The organism is Streptomyces montanus (assembly GCF_005786655.1).
Taxonomy (GTDB): Bacteria; Actinomycetota; Actinomycetes; order Streptomycetales; family Streptomycetaceae; genus Streptomyces; species Streptomyces sporangiiformans.
The window spans coordinates 250,338-264,422 of sequence record NZ_VBZC01000001.1 but is presented as its reverse complement, the minus strand read 5'-3'; the positions used below and the strand labels follow the sequence as shown (position 1 = coordinate 264,422).

Below are 14,085 nucleotides of genomic sequence, written 5' to 3'. Positions count from 1 at the left end.
CCGTCACCAGGTGCCCAACTCCCCGGTGCCGACCGCCGAGTTGATCCGGACCATGGACGGCTGCCTCGCGAGTCGGCCATGATCGATCCCGTATCCGGCCGCGCGGCCGACATGGAGAACGCCTTCGTCGAGTTCGGACTGCCCGGCAAACCCGGCACCGACGAGTTCTGGGCGGCGGCGGGGACTCCCGCGTCGGTACCTGCCGACGACGGCGGTTGGGTGACCTTGTTCCTGTGGCGCGGCTCTCCGGCGAGCATCGGCTTCGAGAGCTGGTCGGAGCCGGTACCCCTGCGCCGATGGGGCGACACGGACTGCTGGTACGCCGAGGTGCGCATGCCCGCGCGGCTGCGGGTGACCTACCAGTTCCTCGCGGGCGACGAAGCGTACGCCGACCCGTTCAACCCGGTCGGTGCGGGCGGTGACCGGTCCATCGCCGCGACCCCGGACGCCCCGGCCCAGCCGCACTGGCCCGTCATCGACGCGGCCGACGTCCTGCCCCTCCCCCGCACCCGGATCCGCTGGGCGAGCCAACGGCTCGGCGGGCGGCGTACCGTGCGAGTCCACCCGGCGGGCGGCGGCGGACCGGTGGTCCTGCTGCTCGACGGGGACGACTGGCTGTACCTGCACCCGGCCATGACCGCGTTCGACTCGGCCGTCGCCAGTGGCGAGTTGCCCCCCGTCACCCTCGTCTTCCTTCCGGCCAAGGACAGGAAGGCCGAGTTCGCGTGCGGGCCCGAACTGTGGGAGGCGATCCGGGACGAACTGCTGCCGCTGGTGGCGGAGACCGGCGTACGCGCCGACCGGGACCGGCTGGTGGTCGCCGGGCAGAGCCTCGGCGGGCTGAGCGCGATGTACGCGGCACTGGCGTTCCCGGACCTGGTGTCCCGTGTCGCCTGCCAGTCGGGGTCGTTCTGGTGGACGCCCGACGCCATGGACCTGCCGGATCCCTTTGGCGGCCCGGTCGGCGGCACCATCGGCGCGCGCCTGCGGGAGCGCCCCGACCTGTCCGGTCTACGGGTCGCGTTCGACGTGGGAGAACACGAGACACGGATGCTGCCCCACTGCGAACTGGCCGAGGCCCTGACCGAACAGGCCGGTGCGACCGTACGGGTCTCGCGGTCGGCGTCGGACCACGACCGAGCGGGCTGGCGGCACGCCCTGCTCAGAGATGTCGCCTGGGCGCTTGGCGCTCCGCCGGGAGCACGGTAATTACCTGCGGGCCGGCGGGGGCTGGTCGCGCCCACGCGGCGGAGCCGCAAATCGACACAGCCCCGCGCCCGTTAGGGGGCGCGGCCCCCACCGGCCTTCGCCAAGAACGCTCGGCAGGTCACCGTCACCGGGCCACCGCCAGGCAGTAGTTCTCGTCGGTGGCGAGTAGGTTCCGGTGGGTGTCCTCGGCGGTGATGACGCCGTCGTCCAGGACGAGGACACGGTCGGCGGCGTCCAGGAGGGCCGGGCTGCTGGTGATCACGACGGTGGTGCGGCCCCGGCGCAGCTTCGCCACGTTGCGCGCGATGAGCTGTTCCGTGACCGCGTCGACGGCCGTCGTCGGGTCGTGCAGGACGAGGACGTCGGTGTCGGCGGCCAAGGCGCGGGCCAGGGACAGCCGTTGGCGCTGTCCCCCGGAGAGGTTCGCGCCGCGGTCGCGGACGGCGTAGTCGAGTCCTTCGCGGTGGAGGGCGACAACATCGGTCAGCATGGACGCCTCGACGGCCTCGGGGACCGTCCGGCTGGTGCCCGAGGGGTCGATGTTCGTGCGGAGGCTGCCCGCGAAGATCTCCCCGTCGTACGGGTTCACCAGTATGTGCTCACGGACCGCCTCGATCGACAGGTCCGCGAGCTCCTGCCCGCTGACCCGCACCACTCCGTCATACGCGTCGGGCGGGACGTTCACGGCCAGGACCGACGCGAGGTCGGCCGCAGCGCGCGGCTGGTAGACGGCGATCGCCACGAACTCGCCGGCGGACACATGGAACTTGAGCTCGCGCAGGGATCCGTACCGGACGCAGTCGATCTCGAGGTCTCCGCCCGCGGCCGGGCGCTCCGGCCCCGGGGCCGTCACCGGCGGCGCGGTCAGCACCAGCGCCATCCGCTCGGCCGAAGCGCGCGCGATCATCACGTACTTCGGCATCTCCGAGAACAGCTTGAGCGGTTCCATGATGAACTGCGCCAGCCCCACCGCCATGACGAGATCCCCGATGGTGATCCGGCCGTTGAACGCCAGCCAGCCCGCCGTCAGCGTCACAGCGGCGGCGAGGATCGCGTTGAGGGCCAGCGCGGTACCCGCGTACACGCCGTTCACCTTGGCGACGGTGATCGCCTGGTGCTTCGCCTCCGTGCTGACCTTCCGATAGGACCGGAACGCCGCGTGGTTGCCGCCGAAGCCGTGCAGCGGGCGCAGGCCGATGATCAGGTCGGCGACCTTCGCACCCGCCCGAGCCACCCTGGCCTGCTGTTCCTGGGTACTTGAGCCGATCCGCCTGGACATCACGCTCAGGATCGACAGGATCGCGACGGTTCCCACGATCACCAGCAGGCCGAGCCGGATGTCGGCCAGGCCCAGCGCGACCGCCGCGACCAGCACCGCGACCAGCGAGCTGATCAGCAGCGGCACCACCTCGATGATGTCGGCGGTCTGGTCGGCGTCCTCGGTGGCGATGGTCAGCACCTCGCCGGACTTGAGGTCGACGTCCCTCGCCACCGGCTGGAGTCCGCAGGCCGCGACCTTCACCCGCCAGCGGTGTGCCTCGGTCGTGTTGGCCTTCTGCAGGATCCGCATCCCGAACCGCCACGACAGCGACACGGTCGTGATGATCACGGCCAGCGCGGCGATCGACAGGCCGAGCGCGCCGAGGCTCCGGTCCCGCATCGTGTGTTCGACGATCAGGCCGAGTGCGATCGGGAAGGCCGTCTCACCCGCCTGGTACAGGCCCATGAGGACGGTGCCCCAGGCCATGGCGCCGATGTTGCGGCGCAGTGCGGTCCGGAGGATGTCGGACCCCGGGCGGGGCCGCTGCGTGTCAGGAGTTGTCATCGAGGTGGCGGGCAATCGCTTCCGGGGTTCGCAGGGTGAACAGATCGCGGATCGTGATCACAGGACCGTACTCGCGACGGAGCAGCCCGATCAGCCGCACCGCCAGCATGGAGTGCCCTCCGAGGGACACGAAGTCGCTCACCGCGCTCACCTCGTCATCGTCCAGGTCGAGTGCCTCGGCGAAGAACTCACACACCACGGTCTCGGTCTCGGTCTCCGGGCCGCGCTCCCCCGCCGTGGTCAGCGCGCCCAGCGGCTTGGCCTCCGGCAACGCCTTGGTGTCAGCCTTCCCGTTCACCGTCAGCGGGATGCTGTCGACCTGGCAGTAGTGCGTCGGGCGCAGGAAGTCCGGCAGTCCGGCGCCCACTTCGGCGGCGACCGCCGCCAGGTCGGAGCCGTCCAGCACGAGGTAGGCGGCCAGCCGGTAGGCGCCGTCGACCTGCGGGTCGGGCTGGGCGACCGCGGCGACGAACCGCACCGCCGCGTGCGCCGCGAACGCGGCCTCGACCTCGCCGAGTTCGACGCGGTGCCCCCTGATCTTGACCTGCTGGTCGGTGCGGCCCAGGTACATCAGGTTGCCGTCGGGCCGCCGGACCACCAGATCCCCGGTGCGGTACATGCGCTCGCCGGGTTCGCCGAACGGGCAGGCGACGAAGCGGTGCGCGGTCTGGGCGGGCTGCCCGAGATAGCCGCGCGCGATGCCGATGCCCGACACGTACAGCTCACCGGGGACTCCGTCCGGCAGGGGCCGCAGCCACGGGTCGAGCACGTACACGTCGGTGTTGTCGATCGCCACGCCCACCACCGGATCCTCGCACTCGAAGGTGCCGACGCCGAGGGTGTTGATGGTGTACTCGGTGGGTCCGTACAGGTTGTAGCCGACCGTCCCCTCGGTCTCCGCGAGCCGCTGCCAGAGCGTCGGGGTGACGGCCTCGCCGCCCAGCAGCACCAGCGCCGGCCGCCGTGCCGGGTTGTCCAACAGCCCCTCGGCGACCAGCTGTTGCGCGTAGGTCGGGGTCACGTTGATGACGTCGATCCCGTGCTCGAGGCAGTACTCGACCAACCGGGGCGCGTCGCGGCGCAGTTCCTCGTCGCAGATGTGCACCTCGTGGCCGTCGGCGAGCCACAGCAGTTCCTCCCACGACATGTCGAACGCGAACGACACGGTGTGCGCGATGCGGAAGACCCGGTGGCCGTGCTCCGCCAGCACCGGCTCGAAGATCCGGCGCTGATGGTTGATCAGCATGTTGGTGAGCCCGGCGTACTCGGTCACCACGCCCTTGGGCTTTCCGGTCGACCCGGAGGTGTAGATCGTGTACGCGGGGTGCCGCAGGCGGTTCGGGTCGTCCGGCGTGAACGTCAGATACGGCTCGGCCTCGGGCAGCGGGCGGTCCAGCTCGATCAGGTCATTCAGGTCGATGAGGTCCCCGGTCAGCCGGGGCGACACGGCGCTCACGGTGAGGATCACGTCCGGGCGGGCGTCGGCGACGATCGCGGCGATCCGCTCGTCCGGGTGGTCCAGTTCCAGCGGCACGTACGCCGCGCCGACGCGCAGTACGGCGAACAGCGCCACGATCGAGTCGAGGGAGCGCGGGATCGCGAGCCCCACGGTCGTCTCGGGGCCGATGCCGCGCCCGGCGAGCACACCCGCCACCGCGCGGCTGCGGTCCCGGAGTTGGGCGAAGGTCATGGTCGAGCCATGGGCGACGAGCGCGGCCCGCTGCGGGTCACGGTCCGCCGCCTGGTCGAACCGGTCGACGACGGTGTCCGTGCCGACGTCCGTGCGTTCGGCGTGTTCGGGCTCCGCCCCCAGGCCCCGCAGCGCGCCGACCGGCCCGGTCGACCGGGCCAGGTCCTCAAGCACGCTCAGGTAGTCGTCGAGGAGACGACGGGCGTTCCCGGTGTCGCCGTCGCGGTGCTCCAGCTTGATCGTGAGCCGGTCGCCGGGCGTGACGACCCACGTGAACGGATAGTGGGTGGAGTCGTCGGCCTTCACCGAGGTGATGCCGTGCCTGGAGTTCATCTCGGCGAACGCGTCCATGTCCAGGAAGTTCTGGAGCACGAACAGGTTGTCGAACAGGGTGTCGTGCCCACTGGCCCGCTGGATCTCGCCGAGCCCCAGGTGCTCGTGCTCCATCGCCTCGACCCTGGCCGCCTGCACGGCCGACAGGTAGTCGCGGACCGTGTCGTCCGGCCGTGCCCGCGTCCATATGGGCACGGTGTTGAGCAGCACGCCGACGATGTCGGACAGCCCCTCGCCCTCCCGGCCGGAGACGGTCACACCGAACACGGCGTCACTCCGGCCCGTGTGGGCGCCGAGGAGGAGGCCGAACGCGCCGGTCAGCACCGAGTTCAACGTGACGCCGTGCCTCCTGGCCGCGTCCCGCAGCAGCTCCGACTGTGCGGCGGACAGCGTGTGCACGAGCGCGCGTGGCAGGTCGTCCGAGAAGGACGGCGCCGGTCCGGCGAGCAGCGTCGGGCCGGGGAGGCCGGCCAGGTGCTCCGCCCAGAAGCGTTCCGATACGGCGGAGTCCTTGGCGTCGAGCGCCCGGGCGTAGTCCTCGAAGCTCGGCGGGGCCGGGACCGCGTCGAGCGGCGCGCCCGCGAGAGCGGCCTGGTAGGCGTCGAACAGGTCCCGCAGCATGATCTCGCGGGACCAGCCGTCCCACAGCAGCAGGTGGTAGCTCAGCAGCAGGCCGTCGCGGTCGTCGGGCAGACGCACCACGGTCATCCGGATCAGCGGCGGCTCACCTGGGGCGAATCCGGTGTCGCGGTCCCGGGCGCGCAGGGCGTCGACCTCCGCGTCCGTCGACAGCTGAACCGTGCGGACATCGACCCGCCGACCCGCCTTGAGGACCTGGACCGGGTTTCCGTCGTCGTCGGTGGTGAAGCCGGCGCCCACGACCGGGTGCCGCGCGATCACGTACGCCATCGCCTCGGCCAGCGCGTCGGTGTCCAGGCGCCGGTCGAAGGTGAAGTAGTTCTGCGCGACATAGTGCCCGGCCGAGCCCGCCATCTGGGCCTGGAAGAACAGGCCTCGTTGGAGCGGGGTGACCGGTGCGGTGCGCTCAGCCGTCGCGGACGCGTCCGCGACACGTTCCAGTGCGGTCCGCCAGTGCTCGGTGATCTCGTCGGGGATGCCCTCGGCGAGGGTGAACGCCGCGTGCAGACTTCCGGTGGCCTCGTCGATCCACGCGTTGACCTCGACGGCGTACGGGCTGCCCTGATCGCCGCCGGTGATGTGCACCGCCTGGGACTCGCTGCCCCTGCCGAGGTAGTTGAACAGCACCTGCGGGCGGGCGTTCAGCAGCGGGGCCGTCTGCGGGTTGAGGTATCTGAGCTGCCCGTAGGCGACGTGCGCGCGCTCGTCCGGCTGGCGTTCGGCGATCTCGCGCGCCGCGGCGACGGGGTCTGTGTGCGCCGTGAGCCGTACGGGCGCGATGGAGGTGAACCAGCCGACCGTACGGGTGTAGTCGTGGTGTTCGAGGACCGGGACCCGGCCGTGCCGCTCCAGCTCGATCGCGAGATCGGTGGGCGACGGCTGGATGCGGGTCAGCGCGGTGCGCAGCGCGCCGCACAGCAACTCGGTGAGACCGATGCCGAGTGCGGCGGGCGCGGTACGCGTCACGCGGTCGCTCACCTCGGGCGCGAGCACGACCGTGGTCTCGCGCTGCCCCTTGAGCGAAGGCAGCCCGTCGACCGCGGGCAGCAGCGCGGGGGCCTGGAGCGTGGTGACCCAGTGTTCGAGGTCGTCGATGGCCTGGGCGGACTGGAGCGTCAGTGCTTCGGCGTACTCGGCGTACGACGTGGTCGGCGGCGCCAGGGTCTCCCCGCGCAGGGCGGTGGCGAGGTCGTCCAGCAGGACCAGCCAGGACACCGAGTCGACGGCGAGGTGGTGCACAGTGACCACCAGGGTCCGGGTCGCCTCCAGCCACGAGAACGCGATGACGTTCCCGGACTCGGGGTCGAGCCGTCCGGCGGCTTCGTTGGCCGCGGTCGTCGCGTCGGTCGCGTCGGTCGCGTGGGTCGTGTGGGTCGCGTCCTCCCGTACGACGGTGATCTCGCGGGCGGGTTCGGTGCGCAGTACCCACACTCCGTGCTCGGCGCGCAGCCGCAGCCGGAGGGCCGGGTGCGCGGCCACGACGGCGTTCGCGGCGCGCTCGACATGGGCGAACCCGGTGCCCTCGGGGGCCACCAGCGTCCTGGCCTGGGCGAACCGGGCGAGCGATCCACCCAGTTCGCGCCGGCGCAGGATGATCGGCGTCGGTGTCAGCGGGCCGTCCTCGCGGCGGGCGGGTGCGGACCCGGCCGCGGCCTGCGGTGCGCGCGCACCCAGGTGCTCGGCGAGCGCGCGCGGTGTCCTGAACAGGAACACGTCCCGTGGCGCGATCGGCAGACCGAGCGCCCTGGCCCGGTTGATCACGGTGATGGCGACGATGCTGTCGCCTCCGGCGCGGAAGAAGTCGGTGTCGGGGTCCACGGCGGAGCCGGGCAAGGTTTCGGTGAAGATGTCGACGAGCGCAGGCAGTGCGGCCACAGCACCGTCTTCGTCCGCGAGTGCGTCGTGGCTGGTCGCGCAGTTCCCCGCGCCCCTTCGGGCGCGCTCGACCAGCGCCTTCCGGTCCAGCTTGCCATTGACCGTCAACGGCAGCGCGTCGACCGACAGCACCCGGCCCGGCACCATGTGCACGGGCAACTTCGCGGACAGCAGCTCGACGAAGTCACCAGGCACCCGGCCCACGACGTGCGCGATCAGGTGGTCGCCACTGTCCGCAACGGTGACGGCCACGTCGACCACGCCGTCGAGTTCCCTGAGCGCGGACTCAACTTCGCCCAACTCGATCCGGAAGCCCTTGAGTTGGACCTGGTCGTCGGCCCGGCCGGTGAACTCCAGCTCGCCGTCGAGCGTACGGCGGGCGAGGTCGCCCGTGTGGTACATGCGGGAGCCGTCGCCCGCGAACGGGTTCGCCACGAACCGGCCCGCGGTGAGCCCCGGCCTGCCCAGGTAGCCGAGCGAAACCTGTTCGCCGGCGACGTAGATGGCGCCCACCCGGCCCGGTGGCACCGGCCGGAGCCGGTCGTCGAGCAGATAGGTGACCAGGCCGGGAATCGGACCGCCGATCGGGCTGACGTCGTCGCCGAGGTCGAAGTCCTCGTCGGTCAGCACCCGGTGGGTGACGTGGACGGTGGTCTCGGTGATGCCGTACATGTTGACCAGCTCGGGCGAACCGGTGCCGTGCCGCTCGACCCAGCCGCGCAGCCGCCCGAGGTCCAGCGCCTCGCCTCCGAAGATGATCCGGCGCAGTGCGGTGACCGGCTCGTCGGCGTGCCGGTCGGCCTCGATGAACTGGTAGAACGCCGAAGGGGTCTGGTTGAGCACGGTCACTCCGCGCTCGCGGACCAGCCGGTGGAAGTCGACCGGGGAGCGGGTCAGCCCGTACTCCGGCACCAGCAGCTCACCGCCGTACGCCAACGCGCCCCACAGCTCCCAGACGGCGAAGTCGAAGGAGAAGGAGTGGAACTGGACCCACACGTCGTCCGGGCCGAAGTCCATGTCGGGCTGGGTGTTGGCGAGCAGCGTCACCACGCTGGAATGCGGGACGACGACACCCTTGGGTCTGCCGGTCGATCCGGACGTGTAGATCACGTACGCGGGGTTGTGCCAGTTGACCTCGGGCTCGGGCTCAGTAGTGGCCGGCGGCAGCTCGTCTCCCTGGACGAGCACGCGGGCCGACACACCTGCCCGGGCCAGCAGTTCGGTGAAGCGGTCCCGCTGCTCGCGGTCCACGAGGACGACCTGCGGAGCGGCGTCGGCGAGGATGTACTCCAGCCGTTCGTCCGGGTACGCCAGGTCCAGCGGTACGTACGCGCCGCCCGCGCTGACGATCGCGACCAGGGCGACGACCTGCTCAAGGGAGCGCGGGACGGCGACGGCGACCCGCTTGCCCGGCCCGACACCGGCCGCGCGCAGAGCCGAGGCCAACTCGTTCTTGGTGTCTGCCAGTTCGCCGTAGGTCAGTGACCTGCTACCGCCGTCGAGACCGCACTGGGTGACGGCGGTGGCGGCCGGGCCGCGAGTCGCGGCGGCGTCGAACAGTGCGCCCAGGGTCGTCGGGGTGATCCGCGCGGGACGCCGGGCGCCGCCGGTGTCCTCGCGCGCAAGGTCGTCGACCAGGGCGTCCGGCCGGGTGAGCAGACCGGTGAGGGTCTGGGTGAACGTGCGCAGGATCGTCTGGGCGCTCGCCTCCCGCAGCAGTTCGCCGTCATAGATCAGGTTGAAGCGCGGACGGCCGTCGAGTGCGCGCTCCACCACGAGCGTCAACGGGTAATGCGGGGCGCCCTCGTTGACGATGTCGGTGATGACCAGCTCATCGTCAGGTCCCCGCAGACCGTCGACATCGGTCGCGACATCGAACACCACCAGGGTGTCGAACAGGGACCCGGCGCCGGCCTGGCGGCCGATCCTCGCCAGCGATACATGCTGGTGCGGCAGCACCGCGCTCTGATGTTCCCGCACCGCGGCGAGCAGGTCCCGCGCCGTGGTGGTACCGGCCCAACGGGCGCGTACAGGGATCGTGTTGATGAACAGACCCACCATGTCCTCGATGCCGGGCACCTCCGCGTCGCGCCCGGACACCGTGGAACCGAACACGACGTCCCTGCCGTGCAGGAGGGAGCCCAGCGTCACCGCCCAGGCGCTGTGCACGGCCACGCTCAGCGGCACGCCGGCCGAGCGGACGGCCGCGTCGATGTCGTCCTCCGGCTCCACGGCGGTGTCGGCGAACCGGTCGGACGGGGTGTGCCCCTCGGCGACCAGCGAGGGGCCGGGCAGCTCGGCGAGCTCATCGCGCCAGACGCGGTCGCTCTCGTCGTCGTCGCGTCCGGCGAGCCAGCTCACGTAGTCGGGGAAGCCGCCGAGCGGGTACACGGTCCCCGGCGCGTGGTACTCGGCCAGCAGCGCGCGGAGCATCGGCGGCACCGACCAGCCGTCGGCGATGATGTGGTGCACGGTCTGCACCAGGACGTTCCGGCCGGAGCCCGCGCGGAAGAGCGTGTACCGCATCAGCGGGCCGGTGGCCAGGTCGAACCCGGCGCGGCGGTCCCGCTCGGCGTGGTCCCGGATCTCGTCGTCGGTGATGCCGGGGCGGTCCAGCGTGGTGAAGGGCGCCTCCACACCGCTCTCCAGTACGGAGACCACACGGCCGTCGGCGAGGGCCACGAACCGCGCGGCCAGGTTCGGGTACAGCGTGAGCAACCGGGTGGCCGCCGCCGCGAGCCGGTCGGCGTCCACCTCGCCGTCCAGCGTGAGCAGTTGCTGCTCGACGTAGCTGCCCGCCGAGTCGTCGTCGAAGACGGAGTGGAAGTACAGGCCCTCCTGCAACGGGGTCAACGGCAGGATGTCCCGCAGTGCCGGGCCGTCCAGGACGTCGACATCGGCCTGCGTGAGAGGCACCAGGCCGAAGTCGCTGGGAGAGTGGCCGCCCTGGTCGAGCGCGGCCAGTCCGGCAAGAGCCACCCGGAAGTAGTCGCCGAGCGTCGCGATGTCCTCGTCGGTGAACATCCCCTCGGGCCAGGAGATGGTGGTGACCAGTTCGTACTCGCCGGTGGAGGTGGCGGGTTCGGCGATCGCGTTGAACTCCAGGGCGCGCGGCAGGCGCATCCTCGGGTCGCGCCTCTCACCCAACTGGCCTGTGGTGCCCGCGAGTTGCCAGTCCCCGGACGCGCCCGCGTCGAAGCGGCCGAGGTAGTTGAACAGCACCTGTGGTGCGGGGGCGTCGAACTCGATGTGGGTCAGGTACCGGAGGGCACCGTAGGAGACGCCGTTGTCCGGCACCCGGGCGAGGTCTTCCTTGACCGCCTTGAGCGCGGCGGCCAGGTACTCGGGTGCGGTGGGATCGGCCGCCGCGCCGGGGTCCACGGTCACCGGGAACAGGGTGGTGAACCAGCCCACGGTCCGCGACAGCTCGGGCTCGAAGCCGGCGGAGCCCGCCACGAACTGTCCTTCGCGGCCGTGGCCCTCGAGTTCGATGTGCGCGAACGTCTGGTCCTGCCCGAGGTCGCGGCGCCATCGGGCGAGGGTGACGGCGAGCGCGGTCAGCAGGACGTCGTTGACGCCCGCGTGGAACTTCGCGGGGATCTCGCCCAGCAGCGCGGCCGTGACCTCGGGGCCGACCGAGACGGTCCGCAGTCGCTCCCCCGCGACGGTGTCCGCTGCGGACAGCGCGCGCCTGCCCACCGGTTGGTCGACTCCCGGCAAAGGACGCCAGTAGTAGGCACTGTCCGCGTCGAACGCCGCGCGCTCCAGCAGCTGCGTCCAGCGCCGGAACGACGTGCCCACCGGGGGCAGCTCGATCGGCGCGCCCGAGGTGAACTGCCGCCAGGCGGTGGCCAGGTCCTCCATCAGGACCCGCCAGGACACGCCGTCGATCACCACGTGATGGGCGACCACGACCAGCTGCCGTGCCTCGCGGCGCCAGACGGCACGCAGCATCACGCCGCCCGCCGGGTCCAGCCCTTCGGTGGCGAGCGCGACGCACTCGTCGAGCGGCCTGTCGCTCTCCAGCCACCCCGCGGCGGCCTGGTCCGCCTCGGGGATGTCGAAGCTCCAGCGGTCGCCGCGCACCAGCTTGGCGCGCAGCATGTCGTGCCGCCCGACCACGGCGGCGAGGATCTCGTCGAGGGCCTCGGCGGTCAGGTCCGCCGGGGTGTTCAGCACGACCGACTGTACGAAGCCGTCGATCGCGTCCGTGGTCTCGCCGAGCCACTGCACGATGGGCGATCCCACGACGGAACCGGTCGCGACATCGCGGCGGTCCACCGTGGAGACGTCCTCACGGCTCGCCACCGCCGCCAGCGCCCCCACAGTGCTGTGGGTGAAGATCTGCCGTGCCGTGACGTAGAGCCCCGCGTCGCGCAGCGCGCTCAGCAGCGAGATCGCCAGAATGCTGTCTCCGCCGAGCTGGAAGAAGTCCTGGTCGACACCGACCTCTTCGAGCCGCAGCACCGCCGCGACCGCCGCGCACACCGCGCGCTCGTTCTCGGTGATCGGCTGGATGAGCGAGCCCGTCCCGATCGTGGGCTCCGGCAGCGCGTTCCGGTCGAGCTTGCCGTTCGCGGTGAGCGGGAACTCCGTCATCACGACGATGTGGGCGGGCACCATGTACTCCACCATGTGCTCGGCGGCCCACGCCTTGACCTCGTCCGCCCGCAGGTCCTCGCTCCCGGCGGCCGGGATCACGTACCCCACGAGGTAGGTGCCGCCCGCCGCGTTCTTCTTCGCGACGACGCAGGTGTGCCGTACCCCGGGGTGCTCCGCGAGACCGACCTCGACGTCCTCGATCTCCAGCCGCATACCGCGGATCTTGATCTGGTTGTCGGCCCGGCCGAGGAAGTCCAGCGACCCGTCCGGGGCGAACCGCGCGAGATCACCGGTCCGGTACAGCCGGGACCCGTCCGCGGCGAACGGGTTTGCCACGAACCGGGACGCCGTCAGACCGGGCGCGTTGACGTACCCGCGTCCCAGGAGGAGTCCACCCACGTACAGTTCGCCGCCGACTCCGATCGGGACGGGGCGCAGTTCGTCGTCCAGGACGTACAGCTGAGTGTTGGGGTTGGCCTTGCCGATCGACGTCGACAGGCGTTCCGCCGCGCCCCGGTAGATGACGTGCGAGACGCCGATGGTCGTCTCGGCCGGGCCGTAGCCGTGGTACATGGGGATGTCGAGCCGGGTGCGGAACCTCTCGTACAGCTCCGGAGTCAGCACCTCACCGCCGCACCACACGTGCCGCAGGCTGTCGAGGCGCCCGGAGTCGCCCGCGATCTCCAGCAGCACGTCCAGCATGGACGACACCAAGTACGTGAAGGTGACGCGCTGTTCGGCGATCACGCTCAGCAGGTGGTGCGGGTCGCGTTCACCGCCGGGCCGCAGGACCACCAGCCTGGCGCCGGACACCAATGGCAGGAAGATCTCGTTGAGGGAGATGTCGAAGGACAACGGCGCCTTGAACAGTGACGCGTCGTCGTGGCCGAAGCCGAGGATCTCGTTGACCTGCCACAGCAGGCGCTCGCTGATGGCTTCGTGCCGGATCATCGCGCCCTTGGGCCGCCCGGTCGAACCGGACGTGAAGATCACGTATGCCAGGGCGTCGCCGAGGACGGTGACCTCGGTCCCCTCGGTGGGGTAGGAACCGAACCTCCAGTCGCCGAGGTCGACGGCGACGGCCTCCGGTTCGGCCGGGTCGTGCTCGCCCGAGTCGTTGAGCTGCACCACGACCCGGGCGTCTTCGATGACGACCGCTCGGCGCGCGGCGGGCCACTGCGGATCGAGCGGCACGAACGCGCACCCCGCCTGGAGCACGCCGAGCAGCCCGATCACCATCTCGGCGGAGCGCCCCAGTGAGATGCCGACGACCTGTTCGGCGGTGAGGCCGCGTTCGATCAGATGGTGGGCCAACTGGCTGGAGAGCTCGGCTGCCTGACGGTAGGTCAGCGACCGGTGCTCGTCGACGATGGCGATGGCGTCCGGTCTGGTCCGCGCCTGCTCGCGGAACATCTCCACGATGGTCGGGCGGACCCGGTCGGCCGCGGTGTCGTTCCACTCGGCAAGGGCTTCGAGCCTCGCCGCCACGCCGGCCGTGCCGATGGTGCCGATGGGCCGGTCCGGGAAGTCGGCCAGGTCGTCCAGCGCGAGCTGCGCGTCGGCCGGCTCGACCCCTTCCGGTACGGAGATGCTCCGGCCGTCCGCGCCGTCAGCTCCGACCTCCCAACCGCCGGGCCCGTCCCCGCCGTTGTCGACCCACCCGAGGACATCGGCGAACAGAGTGCCGGGAGTGAGGTCGATGCCGTCGGGACTCCGGCCCGTCGCCCAGTACGACAGTCCGATGGCGCATGCTTCGGCGATGGTCCTGTCGGAATAGTCACCGGTTCGCCGGCGTACGTCGGCCAGGCGCGTGGGAGAAAGCAGTACGAGGCGAGTGCTCGGTTCCATCATCGAAGACACAGCGTCCCTTCCAAGATATGAAAGTTAGCCTAACCTAAATTAGGGTTACCTA

Annotated in this window: 3 protein-coding genes; 1 reads left to right on the top strand and 2 read right to left on the bottom strand. The window is 71.1% G+C overall.

Annotated elements, in window-relative coordinates:
• The first annotated feature begins 78 nt into the window (after nt 1–78).
• Nucleotides 79–1,209, top strand: coding sequence for an alpha/beta hydrolase-fold protein (locus FE633_RS01160; protein WP_138043088.1), 1,131 nt, complete (start codon nt 79–81; stop codon nt 1,207–1,209).
• Nucleotides 1,210–1,333: 124 nt separating this feature from the next.
• On the opposite strand, the gene FE633_RS01155 is transcribed toward FE633_RS01160, so the two are convergent.
• Nucleotides 1,334–3,034, bottom strand: coding sequence for an ABC transporter ATP-binding protein (locus FE633_RS01155; RefSeq protein ID WP_138043087.1), 1,701 nt, complete (start codon nt 3,032–3,034; stop codon nt 1,334–1,336).
• Nucleotides 3,021–14,024: a non-ribosomal peptide synthetase gene (locus tag FE633_RS01150; protein ID WP_138043086.1), complete on the bottom strand. Its 11,004-nt coding sequence runs from the start codon at nt 14,022–14,024 to the stop codon at nt 3,021–3,023. The genes FE633_RS01155 and FE633_RS01150 overlap by 14 nt, the downstream gene beginning before the upstream one ends.
• Between the last annotated feature and the right edge of the window lie 61 nt (nt 14,025–14,085).

Excerpts from the sequence above, each read along its gene's own strand:
- FE633_RS01160 (WP_138043088.1), top strand. The coding sequence starts at position 79 with ATGATCGATCCCGTATCCGGCCGCGCGGCCGACATGGAGAACGCCTTC.
- FE633_RS01155 (WP_138043087.1), bottom strand. The coding sequence starts at position 3,034 with ATGACAACTCCTGACACGCAGCGGCCCCGCCCGGGGTCCGACATCCTC.
- FE633_RS01150 (WP_138043086.1), bottom strand. The coding sequence starts at position 14,024 with ATGATGGAACCGAGCACTCGCCTCGTACTGCTTTCTCCCACGCGCCTG.